The organism is Acidovorax sp. SUPP950, from assembly GCF_030158935.1.
Classification (GTDB): Bacteria; Pseudomonadota; Gammaproteobacteria; order Burkholderiales; family Burkholderiaceae_C; genus Paracidovorax.
In genome coordinates this window covers 297,325-313,732 of record NZ_BQXE01000003.1, presented here as the reverse complement: position 1 = coordinate 313,732, position 16,408 = coordinate 297,325, and the positions used below count along the sequence as shown (strand labels likewise).

The following is a 16,408-nucleotide window of genomic DNA, read 5'->3' as shown; positions in this document are numbered from 1 at the left end:
CCATGCAAATCTTCTCTGTGCTGGCGCGTGCGCCAGCCCCGCGGCCATGACGCCGGGCACCGTCTGGTTCGTCGGCGCCGGGCCGGGCGATCCCGAGCTCATCACCGTCAAGGGCCGCGCGCTCATCGAGCGCGCCGGTGCCATCCTGTTCGCGGGCTCGCTCGTCAACGAGGCGGCCACGCGCTGGGCGCCGCCCGGTTGCACCATCGCCGACAGCAAGGACATGACGCTGCCGCAGATGGCCGCGTGGCTCATCCTGCAGGCGCAAAAGCACGACACCGTGATCCGCCTGCAGACGGGCGATCCGGCCCTGTACGGCGCGCTGATCGAGGTGGTGCAGCCGCTGGACGCCGCGGGCGTGCCGCTGCGCGTGGTGCCGGGGGTGTCCTCGGCCATGGCCTCGGCCGCGGCGGCGGTGGAGAGCTTCACCCTGCCCGAGGTCACGCAGAGCGTGATCTTCACCCGCGTGGAGGGCCGCACGCCCATGCCGCCGGGCGAGTCGCTGGCCGAGCTGGGCCGCCACCACTGCACGCTGTGCATCTTTCTGTCGATCACGCTGCTGCGCAAGGTGCAGGCCGGGCTGCGCGAGGCCGGCTGGGCCGAGGACGCGCCCCTGCTCGTGGTGCACAAGGCGAGCTGGCCGGGCGAGGAGCTGATCGTGCGCGGCACGCTCGCCGACATCCGCGACCGCTGCCGCGAGGCCCAGGTGGTGAGCCAGGCCATGGTGATCGCCAGCCCCACGCTGGGCGCCCGCCAGTGGACGGAGCTGGCCAAGTCCAAGCTGTACGACCCCACCTTCACGCACCGCTTTCGCCGGGCGAGCGAGCCCGCCCGCCCCACCCAACCCCCTCTGGAACGTGCCCCATGAACACCACCATCCTGCTGATCGGCCATGGCTCGCGCGAGCCCGAGGGCAACGACGAGATCCACGCCTTCGTGGCGCAGTGGCGCGCGCGCCAGCCGGCCTGGCGCATCGAGGTGTGCTTCATCGAGTTCGCGCCGCCCGGCCTGCACGACGGCCTGCTGCAGGCCGCGCAGGGCAGCCAGCGCGTGCTGGTGCTGCCGCTCATCCTCAACGCGGCGGGCCACGTGAAGATGGAGATCCCCGAGGCCATCGAACATGCGCGCGCGCACTGCCCCGGCGTGGCGTTTCTCTACGGCCCGCACCTCACGGCGTGCGAGCCCATCCTGGCCATCCTGCAGCGCCAGCTGCGCCAGTGCATGAACGCGCTGGACATGCCCGACCCCACCACCACCGGCGTGGTGCTGCTGGGCCGGGGATCGTCCGACCGGCAGGCCAACGGCGACGTCGCCAAGATGGCGCGCTGGCTGCAGGAAGACGGCCACCATGAGCTGGTCGAGATCGCCTTCACCGGCATCACCTGGCCGCGCCTGGAGCGCGTGGTGCAGCGCCAGGTGCTGCTGGGCATGAAGCAGATCGTGGTGCTGCCGTACTACCTGTACACCGGCACGCTGATGCAGCGCATCGGCCGGCAGGTGGCGCACCTGCGCGCGCAGTACCCGCAGGTGCGCTTCGCGCAGTCGCCGCACTTCGGCCTGGAGCGCGAGATCTTCGAGTTGCTGGAGGGCCGCGTGGCCGACCTGCTGGAGGGCGCCCCGGGCAGCCTGCTGCCCTGCGACGGCTGCAAGTACCGCGAGATCGCGCACGACCTGGGGCATGGCCACAGCCATGAGCACACGCACGCCCCGGCGGGCGCGCCCGCGCCGACCCCCGAGGCGGCGGTGGCCCTCGCCGCGGGCGGGGCGCCGGTGCACCGGCACGCGCACGCCCCGCACGGGGCCGACCATGCCCATGGCGCGGCGCACCCGCACCCGCACCCGCACGAGACCGCCACGGCATGAGCACCGTCAACACCGTCACCGAGCAGCTCACGCGCGCCGGCCAGGCCATCGAGCACGACAGCTTCGCCATCATCGACGCCGAGGCCGGCCCGCACCCCTACACCGCGGCGCAGTGGCCCATCGTGCGCCGCATGATCCACGCCAACGCCGACTTCGAGTTCAACGGCCTGACCGACTTCCACCCGAAGGCGGTGGAGGCCGGCATCGCCGCCCTGCTGCGCGGCGGCGCGCCCGTGGTGGCCGATGTGGAGATGATCTGCTCGGGCCTGTCGCAGCCGCGCCTGGCCCACTTCGGCATGCGCACGCACCAGTTCATCAGCGACGCCGACGTGATCGCCCAGGCCCAGGCCGAGGACACCACGCGCGCCGTGCAGGCCATGCGCAAGGCGCACCGGCACGGGCTGCTGCGGGGGGCCGTCGTCGGCATCGGCAACGCGCCCACGGCCCTCATCGAGCTGGTGCGGCTGATCCGCGAGGAGGGCGTGCGCCCCGCGCTCGTCGTGGGCATGCCGGTGGGCTTCGTCTCCGCCGCCGAATCCAAGGACCTGATGGCCGGCGTGGACGCGGTGCCGTGGATCGTCATCCGCGGGCGCAAGGGCGGCTCCACGCTGGTGGTGGCCGCGCTGCACGCGCTGCTGGCGCTGGCCGAGGCCCGCCAGAAGGCCACGATGCCGGGGACGCCGTCGCCATGATGGAAAAGACCGTGCGCCGCGGCACGCGCACCGGCTTCACCACCGGGGCGTGCTCGGCCGCCGCCGCGCGCGCCGCCGTGCTGGGGCTGGTGCACGGCTGCGTGCCCGAGGCGGTGGACTGCCTGCTGCCCAACGGCGACGTGGTGCGCTTCGCCGTGAACGACGGCCGCTGCGACGGCCAGGCCGCGCATGCCATGGTCATCAAGGACGCGGGCGACGACCCCGACTGCACCGACAAGGCCCACCTGACCGCCGACGTGCGCGTGCTGCCCGGCGATGCCGGTGCGGTGCGGCTGGCGGGCGGCTTCGGCGTGGGCACCGTCACCATGGCCGGCCTGGGCCTGGTGGTGGGCGGCCCGGCCATCAACCCGGTGCCGCGCCAAAACATCGAAGAGAACGTGCGCGCCGTGGGCGAGGCGCTGCTCGCCCATGCGGGGCTGGAGGTCACCATCTCCGTGCCGCAGGGCGTGGACATGGCCAAGAAGACGCTCAACGCGCGCCTGGGCATCCTGGGCGGCATCTCCATCCTCGGCACCACCGGCATCGTCAAGCCCTATTCCACCTCGGCCTACCGCGCGAGCGTGGTGCAGGGCGTGCAGGTGGCGGCCACGCTGGGCCACGGCGTGGTGGTGCTCACCACCGGCGGGCGCACCGAGCAGTTCGCCATGAAGGAGCGCGCGCAGCTGCCCGCCGCCTGCTTCGTGCAGATGGGCGACTTCCTGCGCTACGCGCTCGACGAGGCCGTGGCCCAGGGGCTGCGCGAAGTCGTCATCGGCGGCATGGTGGGCAAGCTCACCAAGATCGCCCAGGGCGAGACCATCACCCACGCCAACCGCGCCGAGGTCGACACGCAACTGCTAGCCGAACTGGCCGCCGGCATCGGCGCGCCGGCCGACGTGTGCGCCGAGATCGCCGCCGCCGAGACCGCGCGCTTCGCCGCCGAGCGCATGGAAGCGCTGGGCCTGGCCGCACCCTTTCACGCCGCGCTGGCCCGCGCGGTGGTGGACACCCTCATGGCCCCCGACCGCTACGGGGGCCGCTTCCAGCTCCAGGTGCTCGTCTGCGACTTCGACGGCCGCAAGATGGCCGAGGCCTGCTCCGCATGAACGCCCCCGACACCGTGACCGCCTTGACCACCGCCCCGACCGCCATGCCCGACCCCCAACCCTGCCGCATCATCGGCGTGCTCGACGACGGTGCGGCCAGCCTGGGCGCCACCGCGCTGGCCCTGCTGCGCCGCGCCGACCTCGTGGTGGGCGGCACGCGCGCGCTGGCGCTGTTCGAGGACGACATCGCCCCCGGCGCCACGCGGCGCGACCTCACGGGGCAGCTCTCCGCCGTGCCCGGCTGGATCGCCGCCGCGCGCGAGGCGCAGCAGGCCAGCGTGGTGCTGGCCACGGGCGACCCGCTGTGCCACGGCATCGCCAGCTACCTGGCCTCGCGCCTGTGCATCGAGGCCATCGAGGTGATTCCCAACGTCTCCACGCTGCAGCTGGCCTGCGCCCGCCTGGGGCTGGCCTGGCAGGACGCGCGCATCGTCTCGGTGCATGCCAGGGATGCGGGCGAGTGGCAGCAGGGCGCGGCGCCGTCGCACGGCCTGTATGCGCTGGCGCAGGCCGTGCGCGCGCACGACCGGCTGGCGGTGCTCACCAGCCCCGACAACACGCCTGCGCGCATCGCCCGCCTGCTGGTGGCCGAGGGCCTGCAGGACGACTTCCAGCTCAGCGTGGCCGAGCGCCTGTGCACGGCCGACGAGCGCGTGTGCGCCGACCTGGCGCCGGCCGACGCGGCGCAGCAGGCCTTCGCCGACCCCAACGTGGTGCTGCTGGTGCGCACGCGCCAGCGGCCCGCGCCGGTGCGCTTCGGCCTGCCCGATGCGGCCTACCACCAGCGCCAACCGGACAAGGGCCTCATCACCAAGCAGGAGGTGCGTGCCGTGTCGCTGGCGCGCATGCAGCTGCGCGCCGACAGCTGGGTGTGGGACATCGGCGCGGGCAGCGGCTCGGTGGGGCTGGAGGCCGCGCGCCTGTGCCCCCAGGGCCATGTGTGGGCCATCGAGAAGAACGAGGCCGATGCGGCCATCGCGCGGCAGAACGTGCAGGCCTTCGGCGTGTCCAACCACACGCTGGTGCACGGCAAGGCGCCCGAGGGGCTGGATGCGTGGCCCGACCCGGACGCCGTCTTCATCGGTGGCTCGGGCGGCGAGCTGGCCGAGCTGATCGCGCTGTGCCTCAAACGCCTGCACCCGGGCGGCTGGCTGGTGATGAACTTCGTCACGCTGGAGAACCTGGCGGCCGCCACGCAGGCCCTGCAGGCCGCGGGTGCCGCGTGGGACGTGCTGCAGCTGCAGGCCGCGCGCAGCAAGCCCATCCTGCACATGCACCGCATGGCGGCCGAGAACCCGGTGTGGATCGTCTGCGCGCAGGCCGTGGGCACGGAGGCCCCGGCAGCGGCGGTGGTGGAGGAGGGCGCATGACCGATACGACCCCGTCCAGCGCCGCCCTGGGCCGCCTCATCGGCGTGTCGCTCGGCCCCGGCGACCCCGGCCTCATCACCCGCGCGGCCTGGGCGCAGCTGCAGCGCAGCGATGCCGTGTGGACCTACCCGGCCCGCAGCACCAAGACGCCCAGCTACGCCTTCGACATCGTGCAGCGCGCAGGATTGGCGCCGCCCGCCACGCACCAGACGCTGCTGTTCCCCATGACGCACGACGGCGACAAGCTCGCCCGCGCCTGGGCGCGTGCCGCCGCCGCCGTGCTGCCCTGGCTGCAGGCCGGGCAGGACGTGCTGTTCCTGGTGGAGGGCGATGCCAGCACCTATGCCACCTTCGGCCACCTGGCGCGCACCGTGCGGGCGCTGGATGCGCGCATCGAGGTGCCGGTGATCGCGGGCGTGAATGCCTTCACCGCCGCCTGCGCCGCGCGCGGCATGCCGCTGGCCGAGCAGGACGACACCGTCGCCATCGTCCCCGCCGCCTACGGCGTGGGCGCGGTGGACCGCCTGCTGCCCGACTTCGACACCCTGGTGCTCATGAAGGTCAAGCCGCTGATGGACGAGCTGATCGACTGGCTCGTGCGGCGCGGGCTGCTGCCGCACACGCAGTTCATCGAGCGCGTGGGCGCGCCCGACGAGCGCTGCGTGAACGGCCCGGACCTGCCGGCCCTGCGCGGCTCCAAGGTCAGCTACCTCTCGCTCATGGTGGTCAAGAACCCGCACCGCATCCGCGGCGAGCGCATCAAGGGCTGCCTCAAGAAAACTTCGCCCACTGCGCCGCTCACCGGCGCCCTGGGCCTTCCACTTGCCGAAATGGAGACAGACGAATGAATTCCCCCACCGCCACCCCCGCCGTGGTGCTCTCCGCGCCCGCGCAGCCGCTGGAGGCCGTGCGCGTGTGCCTCGTCGCCATCACCCGCCACGGCGCCGCGCAGGCCGCGCAGCTGGCCCGCGACGTGCCGCAGGCCCATGTGTGCACTGCGGCCAAGTTCGCCAGCGCGTTCGAGGGCCTGCCCAACACCGTGCGGGCCTACGAAGGCGCGCTGCGCGACGAGATCGCGCCGCTCTTCGCCGCCTATGACCAGCTGGTGTTCTTCGTCTCGCTCGGCGCCGTGGTGCGGCTCATCGCGCCGGTGCTGAAATCCAAGGACGAGGACCCCGGCGTGACGGTGGTGGACGACGCGGGCCAGTTCGTGATCCCCGTGCTGTCGGGCCATGTGGGCGGCGCCAACGACTGGAGCGAGCGCATCGCCGCGCTGATCGGCGCCACACCCGTGCTCACCACCGCGTCGGACGTGGGCAAGACCATTCCCGTGGACATCCTCGGGCGCCACCTGGGCTGGCGCGTGGAGGCGCCCAAGATCAACATCACGCGCGTGTCGGCCCACGTCGTCAACGGCGAGCCCATCGCCGTGGTGCAGGAGGCCGGCCGCCGCGACTGGTGGAACCGCCCCACGCCGCTGCCCGCCAACATCGCCTGCTTCGACCGCCTGGACGATGTCGACCTGGCGCACTACCGGGCCGTGCTGTGGGTCACCCATGCGCCGGTGCCTCCCGAGCAGTGGCAGGCCCTGCAAGAGCGCCTGGTGGTCTACCGCCCGCCGCTGGAGGGCGCTGCGGCATGACGGCGGCGTCCGGCACCGGTGGGCTGCGGCTGGCCATCGGCCTGGGCTGCGACCGCGGCACGCCCGAGGCCACCGTTCAGGCCTGCCTGCTGCAAGCCCTGGCGCAGGTGCCCGCCGACCTGCGCCACGTGGCTGCCGCCGCCAGCATCGCCGCCAAGGCCGACGAGGCCGCTTTTCTCGCATTGGCGGCGCGCCACGGCTGGCCGCTGCAGTGGTACACCGCCGCGCAACTGGCGGCCGTGCCCGTGCCCAATCCCTCGGCCACGGTGCTGCGCTACATGGGCACCCCGTCGGTCAGCGAGGCCGCAGCGCTGCTGGCGGCCGGCGCCGCGCACGACGCATCCGCCCTGCTGGTGGAAAAGCACCGGCTGCGCGGCGAGGACGGCCGCAACGCCACCGTGTCGATCGCGCGCATGGCGCACGCGGCCGGCTGATCCCTTCGTTCCGATCTTTCCCCTTCTTCACCTCAAAAGGCTCACACCATGCACATCGAAATCGGCATCCTTTCGCAGGACAAGATCGCCTTTGCCTCCGTCGCCGCCACGGCGCTGCTGGGCGCGCACGCGCTGCCCCTGCTCAAAAGCCCCACCGCCTGGCTGCGCACGGTGCTGGCGGCCTTCTTCTTCAGCGTGCTCATGCAGGTCTGGCACATGCCCGTGGGGCCGTCGGAGCTGCATTTCGTGGGCGCCATGCCCATCTACCTGCTGTTCGGCTTCATTCCCACGCTGTTCGGCTTCGGGCTGGGGCTGCTCGCCCAGGCCCTCGTGTTCGAGCCGCAGGACCTGGCGCACCTGGCCATCAACTTCCTGAGCCTGGCCGTGCCGCTGGTGGCCGTGCACCACGGCCTGGGAAAGCGCATGCAGCGCATCAGCGTGGCCAACGTGCTCAAGCTTGATGCCATGTACTACGGCGGCGTGACGCTCATGGTGGGCTTCTGGCTGTCCATCAGCAGCGATGCGGCGCCCGTGGCCGACTGGGCGCTGTTCGCCGCGTCGTACCTGAGCCTCGTGGCGGTGGAGCCGCTGCTCACCATCGGCATCACGCTGGGCGCCGCCCGCCTGCGCGGCCGCCGCTGGCTGGCCGCCTGCATCGACGAGCGCACGCTGCAGCGCGTCGCGTCCCCCGCCCCGGCGGCCGCTGCGTGAGGGGCCCCGCGACCATGTCCGCAGGAAAGATCATGCTCGTGGGCATCGGCCCCGGCAGCACCGACCACATGACGGCGCGCGCGCGCGCCGCCATCGCCGAGGCCGACACCATCATCGGCTACGTCACCTACATCAAGCTGGTGGCCGATCTCATCGAGGGCAAGGAGATCATCCGCAAGTCCATGACCGAGGAGCTGGACCGCGCCATCGAATCGCTGGCCCGCGCCCGCGAGGGCAAGAAGGTGGCGCTCATCTCCTCGGGCGATGCGGGCGTGTACGGCATGGCCGGCCCCACGTTCGAGGTGCTGTTCCAGGCCGGCTGGACGCCGCCCGCCTTCGACGAGAACGGCGTGGTCGAGCCCGGCGGCATCGAGGTCGAGATCGTGCCCGGCGCCTCGGCCATCAACAGCTGCGCCGCCCGCGTGGGCGCGCCACTCACGCACGACTTCTGCGCCATCTCGCTGTCCGATCTGCTCACCCCCTGGCCCACCATCGCGCGCCGGCTCGACGCCGCCGCCCTGGCCGACTTCGTGGTCGCGCTCTACAACCCCAAGAGCGGCCGGCGCACGCGGCAGATCGAGGAGGCGCAGCGCCTCTTTCTGCGCCACCGCAGTCCGGATACGCCGGTGGCCATCGTCAAGAGCGCCTACCGCCGCCGCGAGCGCATCGAGTTCGCCACGCTGGCCACCATGTGCGATGCCGACATCGGCATGCTGAGCACGGTGCTGATCGGCAACAGCAACACCATCGTGCAGCACGGCCTCATGGTCACGCCGCGCGGCTACGCCAACAAGTACGACGTGGAGGGCGGCGGCGCCACGCGGGCCGGCGAGCGGCCGGGGCGGTCGCTCTCCACCGGCCTCAACGGCTGGCTGGAGAATCTGCAGCTCGACCACGCGGCCGGCGAGAGCATCGAGGCCCTGGCCCGGCGCCACCGCCTGCCGGCCGATTACATTCGCGACACCCTGGCCCAGCCCCTGGCGGCCGAGGCCGTCGCCACCACCGAGGAAGAGGCATGAGCCAGCAAGACCCCACCACCGCCACCGCCACGACCGCGGCGCCCGAAGGGGTGCGCGTGGCCATCCGGCCGAAGATCGGTGCCTACCGCCGCCACATCCTCATCTGCACCGGCCCGCGCTGCGCCGAAGACGGCCAGGCGCAGGCCCTGTTCGACAGCCTGGGCGACAAGTTCAAGGCCGCGGGCCTGAACGATGGCGAGCTGCGCGTCAAGCGCAGCCGCGTGAGCTGCTTCGCCGCCTGCAAGGGCGGGCCGGTGATGTGCGTGCAGCCCGACGGCACCTGGTACTACGACGTCACGCCCGCCAACATGGACCGCATCATCGAAAGCCACCTGGTGGGCGGCCAGCCGGTGCAGGACCTGGTGTTCCACCAGGGGCCGTCCGGGGGCTGAATGGCGCGAATGCGGCGGCCGGGGCGGCCGAGCGGGCACCATGCGGCCGGCTTCACGCACCGGTGGCCAGGCGCTCCTGCAGGAACTCGATGAAACGCAGCGTTTTCGCCGGCAGGAGCCGCGTTTCGGTCAAGGCGTAGACCGGGACGGGCGTTCCGTACCAGCCGGGCAGGATGCGGCGCAGGCGCCCCTCGGCCACGTGGTCCGCGACGACGCCTTCCGCCAGCAGCGCGATGCCCTGGTCCAGCACGGCCAGGCTGCGGCACATCCCCACGCTGTTGACCTTGAAGCGCTGGCCGATAGCGACTTCCACGGTGGCCCCTCCCTCGTTGGCGTTCAGCACCCATGGGCCGAGCTTCGGAGAGCCGATGCACACGTGCTGTGACAGCGCGGCGGGGTCTGCGGGCTCGCCCGCTGCCTGCAGGTAGCGGGGCGATGCGTACAGGTGGGTGGTCAGGCGGGCCAGCTGGCGCGCGACCAGCGTCGAGTCCGGTTGCTCGCCCATGCGGATGGCCACATCGAAGGGCTCGGCCACCAGGTCCACCCGGCGCGGGCTGAGGTCCAGATCGAAGGCGATGCCCGGATAGCGGCGGGCGAACTCCGCGATCAGCGGCGCCACGTAGATGGTCGCAAAGTCCACCGGCAGCGAGGCGCGCAGCACCCCGCTGGGCTGGGCCAGCAGGTCGCCCAGCTGCTCGTGCGCGATCCGCGCCTCCTCGACGATGCGCCGGCAGCGCTCGTAGTAGATCTGTCCCGCTTCGGTCAGCTCGATCCTGCGGGTCGTGCGGTGCAGCAGGCGCAGGCCGATCGATGTCTCCAGCGCGCCGATCCGGCGCGACAAGGTCGAGTTGGGCACCCCGGTCGCATCGCCGGCCGCGCGAAAGCTCTTGGCTTTCACCACCTCCACGAAAAGCGCCATGTCGTTCAGGTATTCGAGGGCCATTGCGTCAATATTGGATCAATCATTCCCGCCAAACCATCTTTATCTCATGGGTAGGTTAATCGAAGATGCAGCGTCGCAACCGGAGAAACCCATGACCGCCCTTTTCAGCCCTGCCACCGTCGGCCGCTACACCCTCTCGAACCGCCTCGTGATGGCGCCGATGACGCGTTCCCGTGCCGCGCCCGACGGCACGCCCACGGCCCTCGCGGCCACCTACTACGCGCAGCGCGCCGATGTCGGGCTGATCGTCTCCGAAGGCACGCAGCCTTCCGACGACGGCCAGGGCTACCTCACCACCCCCGGCATCTACACCGATGCCCATGTGGCCGGCTGGCAGGCCATCACTGCCGCCGTGCACGCCAAGGGCGCGCGGCTGTTCATCCAGCTCATGCACGTGGGCCGCATATCGCACCCCGACAACACGCCCCACCACCGGCAGGCGGTGGCGCCTTCGGCGATCGCACCCGGCGCGCCGATGTTCACGATGACGGGCATGCAGCCCATCCCCGAGCCACGCGCGCTGACCACCGAGGAGATCCAACACACCGTGGCGGACTTTCGCCGGGCCGCCCGGCGGGCGATCGAAGCGGGTGCCGACGGCGTCGAAATCCACGGTGCCAATGGCTATCTGGTCCAGCAGTTCTTCGCCCCGAGCGCCAACACCCGCACCGACCAGTACGGCGGATCGTTCGAGAACCGCGCCCGTTTCGCCATCGAAGTGGCCACCGCGATCGCCGAGGAAATCGGCGCGGACCGTACCGCCATTCGCCTGTCGCCCGGCGCCCAGCTGGGGGGCATCGATGAGGGGCCCGAAGGGCCGGCCCTGTACCGCTACCTGAGCGCCGAACTCTCCCGGCTGGGCCTGGCTTATGTGCATGTGATGCACGTGGGCGACGAAGCCCTGGTGGCGGACATTCGCAAGCTCTGGCGCGGCACGCTCATCGTGAACCGCCCGGGGCGTGCACGCGAGCAGATCGGCACCGACCTGGCGTCGGGCCTGGCCGATCTGGAGGCCTACGGACAGATGGTGCTGGCCAACCCCGACTTCGTCGAGCGCCTGAAAACCAACGCCCCGATGAATGCGCCGGACCACAACACCTACTACGGCGGTGGTGCCAAGGGCTACACCGATTACCCGGGCCTGGCCGGCGCAGCCGCCTGAAACGGCGCGCCCCGCCATCGACACCTGGACAGGAGAACCTCCCATGACCACGACCCAACGCGCGGTCCTGATCCGCGCCTACGGCGGCGCGTCGGCCGCCGAGATCGGCGAGATCCCGAAACCCTCCGCCGGCGACGGCCAGGTGCTGGTCCGGGTTCGCGCGGCCGGCGTGAACGGCATCGACTGGAAAGTCCGCGAAGGCCTGGTCCAGAAGGCTTTCCCGATTCCCCTGCCCGCCGTGCTCGGCATCGAATTGGCCGGCACCGTCGAGGCCGTCGGACCGGGGGCCTCGCGCTTTCGGGTCGGCGACCGCGTCATGGGCCCGCTGGGCCGGCTCGGCGCGTACGCGCAATTCGTGCCGGTGGCCGAGGCGAACCTGGTGCACACGCCCGCGGGGCTGGACGATGTCCAGGCCGCCGGCATCCCCGTGGCGGCCGTCGCGGCCTGGCAGAGCCTGCACCAGGCGGGGCCCATCGCGGCAGGCCAGCGCATCCTGATCCACGGCGCTGCGGGAGGGCTGGGCGGCTATGCCGTGCAGTACGCCAAGCGGGCCGGCGCCGAGGTCTTCGCCACGGCCTCCGCAGCGCACCTCGACCATGTCCGAAGCCTGGGCGCGGACCACGCCATCGACCACCGAAGCGAGCGTTTCGAGTCGGTGGCGCAGGGCATCGGCCTGGTGCTGGACTACGTTGGCGGCGAGGCGCTCGATCGCTCGTGGGCCGTGCTGGCCGAAGGCGGCGCCATCGTCAGCGCGGCCGCGCCCGACATCGCCGCACGCACCCCTGCCGGCCGTCGCGGACTGTGGTTCGTCAACCAGGCGGACGCGGTGCTCCTGGCGCAGTTCGCGCAGGAAATTGCCCAAGGCTCGCTGATCTCGAAGCTGAGCGATACCGTGTGCTTCAACGGCATTCCGGCAGCCATCGAACGCAGTCGCACCGGCCCCCGCATCGGCAAGGTGGTGGCCGACTTCACGCGCTGATCGGTCTCCGGCCGCGAATGCCTGGGAGGCGAACGTCTTCGGCGGTGTATCGCGCCGGCCTTACCGCTGCGCCGGCGGGCGCGCCAGCCAGCGCACCCCCACCCTGGCCAGGTACAGCATCAGCGCCGAGGGCAGCGTGAACATCGACCCCCACGCACCGATCATGAGCACCGAATACGCCGCGTCCGACAGCCCGGGGGCCGCGGCGCATTGCATGCCCGAGCCCTCGTTGCCTTCGCAGCCGAGCAGGCGCAGCAGCGGCCACGACAGCAAGAGCAGCAGCACCGGCGCAAGACCGAGGACGATGCACAGCAGGCCGAACCAGCAGCGCACGGCGAAGCGGCGCAGCGCGGTGGCCCTCATGCCGGGCCGTCCCGTTCCATCGCAGCCGCCCCGCACCGCGCAGGGGCCGGCTGCGGGCCGCGCATCCCCATCACTTTTTCGCGCCCAGCACCAGCAGCAGGCCGCCGACGGCGATGGCGCCGATGCCCACCCACAGCGGGATGTTGACGGTCTCCTTCTCCTTGGCCGAGATCTCCAGCGGACCGACCTTCACCACGGTGGTGTCCTTCGTGTAGCTGAAGCCGCCGTAGGCCAGGCCCAGGGCGCCGGCCACGATCAAAACGATGGCGATCAGTCGGGTGGGGTTCATGGTGTCGGTTCTCTGCAGTGGAATGGAAAAGGGTTGGTGGAGCATAGCCGCTGGCCGGCCCCGCCCAGGCCCGCTCAGCGCGGCCGGTGCATCTTGAACAGCTGCTCCGGCCCCACCGTGAAATAGTCCGCCGGGCCGCCCGCGCGCAGGATGTGCCCGGCATGGGCCGTGTCGTACACCCCGTCCTTGAGTAGCGCGCGGTCGATGTGCACCGCCACCACCTCGCCCAGCACCAGCCAGGTGGGAACCTTCTCTCCGTCCGCGCCCTCGAGCTGCACGATCTGCGTGCGGCGGCATTCCATGGCCACCGGGCTTTCGGCGACGCGGGGCACGGACACGATCCGCGAGGCCGCGGGGGTGAGGCCGCCGAGCGTGAACTCGTCCACCTCGGGCGGCACGGCGGCGCAGGTCCGGTTCATGGCCTCGGCCAGCGGGCGGGTGGCCAGGTTCCAGACGAACTCGCCCGTGGCCTGGATGTTGGCGAGCGTGTCCTTGGCGCCGATGCTGGCGAACCCGATGATGGGCGGCGTGTAGTTGAAGGCGTTGAAAAAGCTGTAGGGCGCCAGGTTGAGCACGCCGGCCGCGCTGCGCGAGGCGATCCAGCCGATGGGGCGCGGCCCCACGATGGCGTTGAAGGGGTCGTGCGGCAGGCCGTGGCCCTGGCGCGGCTCGTAGCTGTGGATGCCGGAGGCGGCCGGGGCGTCGTCGTGGGGGGAGGTGGCGGTCGTCATGCCTGCACGATACACAAACGGTTGCGGATTCGCCGGCCAGGGCATTTGCTACTATTTTCATAGCTAACAGGGCAATCAATCTCCCGGCGTGCGGCCTGAAAGGTTCGAAAAGGCTGCGAACGCCCCCTTCACCGCCTGCCCGGGCGCCTTCAGTCCAGCAGGCAGGCGGCCACCGCGCCCAGCAGCTCGCCCAGGTCCGCCGCCGGCACGGTGCCGGGCAGGGCGATGTCGCCGTGCAGCAGGCCGATGGCGATGCCGGCGGCCAGGTGGCGCCCCACGGCGTAGGCGGCCTGGCATCCGCGCACGCCGCCGCTCGCGCGGCCCCGTGGGCTGATCGATCGCGCGCTGGCGCTACCCCGGGCCCAGGCCCGCGGGCGACTGCAGGCCCAGAAAGCGGGCCGGGGGCATGCCCACCGCCCGCCGCACCATGGCGCTGAAGGCGCTGGCGCTGTAGCCCAGTTCGGCCGCGATCTGCCCCACGGGCAGGCGCTCGGCAGCCAGCGCCACCGCCTTGGCCAGGATCACCTGCTGGCGCCACTGCGTGAAGGTGCTGCCCAGCTCGGCGCGGAACAGCCGCGCCACGGTGCGCGGGCTGGCACCGGTGTCGCGCGCCCAGTCCTCCAGGGCCTCGTGGCGCGTGGGGTCGGCCAGCACGGCCTCGCACAGGTGCAGCAGGCGCTTGTCGCGCGGCAGGTCCACGCCCAGGCGCAGGGCGGCGGCGCGGCGCAGTTCCTCGCAGATCAGGGCGCTCAGGTGGCGCTCGCGCCGCAGCAGCTCGGGCGTCGGGGGCGTGGCGCTGTCGTCGGGCTCGAAGGGCATCTCGCACACCAGGGCGCGCAGCAGGGGCGACACCTCCAGCACGCGGCACTGGCGCCAGGCCGCGTCGTCCGCGCGCGCCGCGCCGATGGGCACGCCCGGCCCGCAGCGCCCGCGCGGCTGGTGGAAGTACAGGGTGCGCAGGTCGGCGTCCTGCACCATGGTCACGGCATGCTCCACGCCGGGCGGAATCCACAGCGCGCGCGAGGGCGGCACGATGTAGGTGCCCTGCGCCGCGGTGAGGCGGATCACCCCCGTGGTCGAGATCGCCACCTGCGCCCACGGGTGGCGGTGGGGCAGCACCTGCGTGTCGGCGGGCAGCCAGCGGGCCTTGGCGCGCACCGGGCGCGTGCCGGCGGGCACGAACAGGTCGGGCGTGAGCGAGCTGACGTACGACACCGCGCGGCGCGGGCGCGGTGCGGCGCTGGGGGCCGGCGCGGGAGTGGAATGGGCGGTGCTTGGCATGATCGCGACAGAAGTTGGCAGTCTATCGTCAACCTGCCGCCGCGCCGCTGCCTAAGATCGCTGCCATGACCTCCACCGCATCCCCCCACCCCGCAGCGCCCGCCGGCACGCTGCGCCAGGACGCCCGCACCATCGGCCTCATCGGCCTGGCCCACGGCTCCTCGCATTTCTTTCACATGCTGCTGCCGCCGCTGTTTCCGTTCCTGATCGCGGAGTTCGGCTTCAACTACTCGGAGCTGGGGCTGCTGGTGTCGGTGTTCTTCGTGATCTCGGGCGTGGGCCAGGCGCTGTCGGGCTTTCTGGTGGACCGGGTGGGCGCGCGCCCCATCCTGTTCTTCGCGCTGTCCAGCTTCGCCGTGGCGGGCCTGGTGGCCGGCACGGCGCAGGGCTATGCGGGGCTGATGCTGGCGGCGGCGCTGGCGGGGCTGGGCAATGCGCCCTTCCATCCGGTGGACTTCACCATCCTGAACAAGCGCGTGTCGCCGCAGCGCCTGGGCCACGGCTTTTCGGTGCACGGCATCTCGGGCAACCTGGGCTGGGCCACGGCGCCGGTCTTCATGGCCGGGATCGCCGCGGCCACCGGATCGTGGCGCACCGCCTGCCTGTGCGGGGCCGCGCTGGCGGCGGTGGTGCTGGCCATCATGGTGTGGCAGCGCGACGCGCTCGATGACCGCCAGGGCGCCTGGGCCCACGCGCCCAAGCCCGGCACCGCCGGCGCGCCGGGCGCTGCGGCCGTGGCCGAGCACCCCATGGCCTTCCTCAAGCTGCCCTCGGTGTGGCTGTGCTTCTCGTTCTTCTTCTGGACCACCTGCGCCCTGAGCGCCATCCAGAGCTTCGCCAGCCCCGCGCTGCAGCAGATGTACGGCCTGCCGCTGGCGGTGACCTCCATGGTGGTCACGGGCTACATGCTGTGCGGCGCCGCCGGCATGGTGGTGGGCGGCTTTCTCGCCGGCCGCGTGGCGCGGCTGGAGGGCATCATCACCGTGTGCCTGCTGGCCACCGGCGTGCTGCTGCTGCTGGTGGGCACCGGCTGGCTGCCCGGCATGGGCGCCGTGGCGTTCGCCGCCATCGCGGGCCTGGGCACGGGCCTGGCGGGCCCCTCGCGCGACATGCTCATCAAGCGGGCCGCGCCCCCCGGGGCGACGGGCCGGGTCTATGGCACGGTGTATTCGGGCCTGGACCTGGGCTTTTGCGTGGCAGCCCCGATCTTTGGCGCGCTGCTGGACCGCGGCGCGGCGCACGGGATCTTCTATGGATCGGCCGCGGCGCTGGTGCTGGGCGTGGCCTCGGCCGGCGTGGTCGGTGCGGGCGTGGCGGCCCGGGCCCGCGCGGCCCGGCCCATGGCCGCCTGACGCGGGGGGCGCCGGCGGAAGGGCTTCGAGCCTTTCAGGGCTCCAGTGCAGATTCCACTAGGGCATATTGCTATTAAAA

Annotated in this window: 20 protein-coding genes; 14 read left to right on the top strand and 6 right to left on the bottom strand. The window is 72.1% G+C overall.

Translation table 11 applies throughout. The features are described 5' to 3' along the window. Positions 1 to 46: 46 nt before the first annotated feature. Genes cobM through AVME950_RS15205 form a run of 11 tightly spaced genes read left to right on the top strand, consistent with a single transcriptional unit; the run spans position 47 to position 9,229 of the window. A complete protein-coding gene (gene cobM / locus AVME950_RS15255; RefSeq protein ID WP_284430463.1) occupies positions 47 to 868 on the top strand; it encodes a precorrin-4 C(11)-methyltransferase in 822 nt (273 codons plus the stop codon). Next, positions 865 to 1,863, top strand: coding sequence for a sirohydrochlorin chelatase (locus tag AVME950_RS15250; RefSeq protein WP_284430462.1), 999 nt, complete (start codon positions 865 to 867; stop codon positions 1,861 to 1,863). The genes cobM and AVME950_RS15250 overlap by 4 nt, the downstream gene beginning before the upstream one ends. Further along, positions 1,860 to 2,555, top strand: coding sequence for a precorrin-8X methylmutase (locus AVME950_RS15245; protein WP_284430461.1), 696 nt, complete (start codon positions 1,860 to 1,862; stop codon positions 2,553 to 2,555). The genes AVME950_RS15250 and AVME950_RS15245 overlap by 4 nt, the downstream gene beginning before the upstream one ends. Continuing rightward, positions 2,552 to 3,661, top strand: a complete 1,110-nt coding sequence (locus tag AVME950_RS15240; protein WP_284430460.1) for a cobalt-precorrin-5B (C(1))-methyltransferase — start codon at positions 2,552 to 2,554, stop codon at positions 3,659 to 3,661. Before AVME950_RS15245 ends, AVME950_RS15240 begins: the two co-directional genes overlap by 4 nt. After that, positions 3,658 to 5,031 carry a precorrin-6y C5,15-methyltransferase (decarboxylating) subunit CbiE gene (gene cbiE / locus AVME950_RS15235; RefSeq protein WP_284430459.1) on the top strand — a complete coding sequence of 458 codons (1,374 nt, stop codon included), beginning with the start codon at positions 3,658 to 3,660 and terminating at the stop codon, positions 5,029 to 5,031. The genes AVME950_RS15240 and cbiE overlap by 4 nt, the downstream gene beginning before the upstream one ends. Beyond that, positions 5,028 to 5,879, top strand: a complete 852-nt coding sequence (gene cobI / locus AVME950_RS15230; protein ID WP_284430458.1) for a precorrin-2 C(20)-methyltransferase — start codon at positions 5,028 to 5,030, stop codon at positions 5,877 to 5,879. Before cbiE ends, cobI begins: the two co-directional genes overlap by 4 nt. Beyond that, positions 5,876 to 6,673 carry a cobalamin biosynthesis central domain-containing protein gene (locus AVME950_RS15225; protein ID WP_284405588.1) on the top strand — a complete coding sequence of 266 codons (798 nt, stop codon included), beginning with the start codon at positions 5,876 to 5,878 and terminating at the stop codon, positions 6,671 to 6,673. Before cobI ends, AVME950_RS15225 begins: the two co-directional genes overlap by 4 nt. Next, positions 6,670 to 7,107 carry a cobalamin biosynthesis protein gene (locus tag AVME950_RS15220; protein WP_284430457.1) on the top strand — a complete coding sequence of 146 codons (438 nt, stop codon included), beginning with the start codon at positions 6,670 to 6,672 and terminating at the stop codon, positions 7,105 to 7,107. The genes AVME950_RS15225 and AVME950_RS15220 overlap by 4 nt, the downstream gene beginning before the upstream one ends. A 48-nt stretch (positions 7,108 to 7,155) precedes the next feature. Continuing rightward, positions 7,156 to 7,818: an energy-coupling factor ABC transporter permease gene (locus AVME950_RS15215; RefSeq protein ID WP_284430456.1), complete on the top strand. Its 663-nt coding sequence runs from the start codon at positions 7,156 to 7,158 to the stop codon at positions 7,816 to 7,818. 14 nt (positions 7,819 to 7,832) lie between these two features. Further along, a complete protein-coding gene (gene cobJ, locus AVME950_RS15210) occupies positions 7,833 to 8,837 on the top strand; it encodes a precorrin-3B C(17)-methyltransferase (RefSeq protein ID WP_272566244.1) in 1,005 nt (334 codons plus the stop codon). Then, positions 8,834 to 9,229, top strand: a complete 396-nt coding sequence (locus AVME950_RS15205) for a (2Fe-2S) ferredoxin domain-containing protein (protein ID WP_272566243.1) — start codon at positions 8,834 to 8,836, stop codon at positions 9,227 to 9,229. Before cobJ ends, AVME950_RS15205 begins: the two co-directional genes overlap by 4 nt. Positions 9,230 to 9,281: 52 nt before the next feature. On the opposite strand, the gene AVME950_RS15200 is transcribed toward AVME950_RS15205, so the two are convergent. After that, a complete protein-coding gene (locus AVME950_RS15200) occupies positions 9,282 to 10,172 on the bottom strand; it encodes a LysR family transcriptional regulator (protein ID WP_284430455.1) in 891 nt (296 codons plus the stop codon). Between the two features lie 91 nt (positions 10,173 to 10,263). Here AVME950_RS15200 and AVME950_RS15195 point away from each other — a divergent pair, with 91 nt between their 5' ends. Both AVME950_RS15195 and AVME950_RS15190 read left to right on the top strand, forming a co-directional pair. Next, on the top strand, positions 10,264 to 11,334 hold the full coding sequence (locus AVME950_RS15195) for an alkene reductase (RefSeq protein WP_284430454.1): 1,071 nt from the start codon (positions 10,264 to 10,266) through the stop codon (positions 11,332 to 11,334). Positions 11,335 to 11,377: 43 nt separating this feature from the next. Beyond that, positions 11,378 to 12,313 carry an NADP-dependent oxidoreductase gene (locus AVME950_RS15190; protein ID WP_284430453.1) on the top strand — a complete coding sequence of 312 codons (936 nt, stop codon included), beginning with the start codon at positions 11,378 to 11,380 and terminating at the stop codon, positions 12,311 to 12,313. Between the two features lie 60 nt (positions 12,314 to 12,373). Here AVME950_RS15190 and AVME950_RS15185 read toward each other — a convergent pair whose 3' ends face one another. From AVME950_RS15185 to AVME950_RS15165, 5 genes are all read right to left on the bottom strand, one after another. Next, positions 12,374 to 12,676 carry a hypothetical protein gene (locus AVME950_RS15185; RefSeq protein ID WP_284430452.1) on the bottom strand — a complete coding sequence of 101 codons (303 nt, stop codon included), beginning with the start codon at positions 12,674 to 12,676 and terminating at the stop codon, positions 12,374 to 12,376. A 70-nt stretch (positions 12,677 to 12,746) separates the two neighbouring features. Beyond that, positions 12,747 to 12,965: a hypothetical protein gene (locus AVME950_RS15180; RefSeq protein WP_272566235.1), complete on the bottom strand. Its 219-nt coding sequence runs from the start codon at positions 12,963 to 12,965 to the stop codon at positions 12,747 to 12,749. A gap of 74 nt (positions 12,966 to 13,039) precedes the next feature. Further along, the gene (locus AVME950_RS15175; protein ID WP_284405594.1) at positions 13,040 to 13,696 is read right to left on the bottom strand and encodes a flavin reductase family protein; all 657 of its coding nucleotides are present in this window, start codon (positions 13,694 to 13,696) and stop codon (positions 13,040 to 13,042) included. Positions 13,697 to 13,845: 149 nt separating this feature from the next. Continuing rightward, entirely contained in the window at positions 13,846 to 14,001 is a 156-nt protein-coding gene (locus tag AVME950_RS15170) for a hypothetical protein (protein ID WP_284430451.1), read from the bottom strand. Between the two features lie 46 nt (positions 14,002 to 14,047). Beyond that, positions 14,048 to 14,977, bottom strand: coding sequence for an AraC family transcriptional regulator (locus tag AVME950_RS15165; RefSeq protein WP_284430450.1), 930 nt, complete (start codon positions 14,975 to 14,977; stop codon positions 14,048 to 14,050). Between the two features lie 65 nt (positions 14,978 to 15,042). On the opposite strand from AVME950_RS15165, the gene AVME950_RS15160 reads away from it, so the two are divergent. Next, positions 15,043 to 16,329: an MFS transporter gene (locus tag AVME950_RS15160; protein WP_284397137.1), complete on the top strand. Its 1,287-nt coding sequence runs from the start codon at positions 15,043 to 15,045 to the stop codon at positions 16,327 to 16,329. Positions 16,330 to 16,408 lie beyond the last annotated feature (79 nt).